Source organism: Paenibacillus maysiensis, assembly GCF_000520815.1.
Taxonomy (GTDB): domain Bacteria; phylum Bacillota; class Bacilli; order Paenibacillales; family Paenibacillaceae; genus Paenibacillus; species Paenibacillus maysiensis.
This window is the reverse complement of record NZ_ASRY01000350.1, coordinates 1-1,317: the sequence shown is the minus strand read 5'-3', so window position 1 is coordinate 1,317 and position 1,317 is coordinate 1. Positions and strand designations below refer to the sequence as shown.

Annotated in this window: 2 protein-coding genes; both read right to left on the bottom strand. The window is 55.4% G+C overall.

Translation table 11 applies throughout. The features are described 5' to 3' along the window. A partial coding sequence (locus tag L696_RS29060) for a hypothetical protein (RefSeq protein WP_155985498.1) occupies positions 1-507 on the bottom strand: 507 nt, incomplete at its 3' end. Positions 508-801: 294 nt separating this feature from the next. After that, the coding region (locus tag L696_RS31090; protein ID WP_162472213.1) for a KS-MAT linker domain-containing protein at positions 802-1,317 on the bottom strand (516 nt) is incomplete at its 5' end.

Sequence of the window (1,317 nt, the reverse complement as noted above, 5' to 3'; positions counted from 1 at the left end):
ATGACAGCGCTCCAATTCGTTGGCATAAGAACCAAGGAGCAGCAGTCGCTTGGCCTGCACGTTCGACTTCGCCAGATCTTGGACAAGAGGAACGAGCGCAGCCGGGTCCTGACGGCAGCTCCCATCCTCCAGCGGACAGAGGTACAGCACGGCGTTCACCTCTTGCCAGTCCTGCCGCCCGTCGCCGAGCACGTCCTGAAGGCTCTCCCCGCTGGTGACGAACGCAACCTGTGCGCGATCATCGACAGCCTGCACCGCTTCCACGACCGCTTGCTGATGCTCCGGCTCTGTCAGGAAGCAGATCAGCTTGCTCGCATGAAGCGGCGTTCCCTCGGCCGCCTTTTCCTCCTTCCAGACTTCTTCATAGGTCAACAATTCAGAAGCCGGCTCAGAAACGGACTCGTTTCTGCTTGCCGGCTGTGCATTTCGAATCATATCTATCGCTTCGGATTTGGACAAACGATTGTGTTTCACTTCAGACAATAGTTGCTGCAGGAAATCTTTCATATGTGCCTCCTCACGGTTCGGTGTTCCTTTTCGAATTTCTCTCATAAAATAGAAAAAAGAGAGGATCGCTCCTCCCTTTTCTTAGGTTCTGCTATGAAAATATGTCATGCGGACATACTCTTCCCATGTCATCTGCCCACATGCACACGACACAATGCAACTGGATGTGCCCCTTACGCCCGCCAACGCGCCGCAACATCGATTGGAAAGCAAATAAGGAGTTTGTTTCAATCATGCTATCATTTACCTTCTTATACCTAATACTAATCTCGCAACATTCATTTAGTCAAGAGATCAATTCGGGATCAGGGCGCTGCTGATTTTCAGAAGGGCTTCTTCGAGGGTGATCTCTTCGTCCACCATCTCGTCCAGAATCTGCTCATAGAACCCTTCGTCAAAATTCGGCCCCTCCACCGCCCAGCATCTCTCACGGGCAAACGGATAGGTCGGTAGCGAGAGGCGGCGCGGTCTCTCCGTGCCATACAAAGAACCGTACTCCACACGCAGGCCCTTGACCCAGAGGTCGGCCAGCTTGGCAAGCTGTCCGCTCTCCCACCATTTCGTCACGAGCTCCTGCAGATCTTGATCCGCCGCGAACGACAGCGAGCTGTCCGTCGCGCCTTTGACCTGACCGTGGAAGACCGCGCCAAGCGCCGGACGGCCTTGCAGATAGGCGGACAGCTTCTGCTGCAGGTCCTGTGCAGAGGTTGCCACCACGGCGAGCCGCTCTTCCATCACTTCGCGCCCCACCTGCAAGGTATAGGCTGCATCGGCGAGCGTGTCATCCGTCACGACCTGTCTGTCGATCGC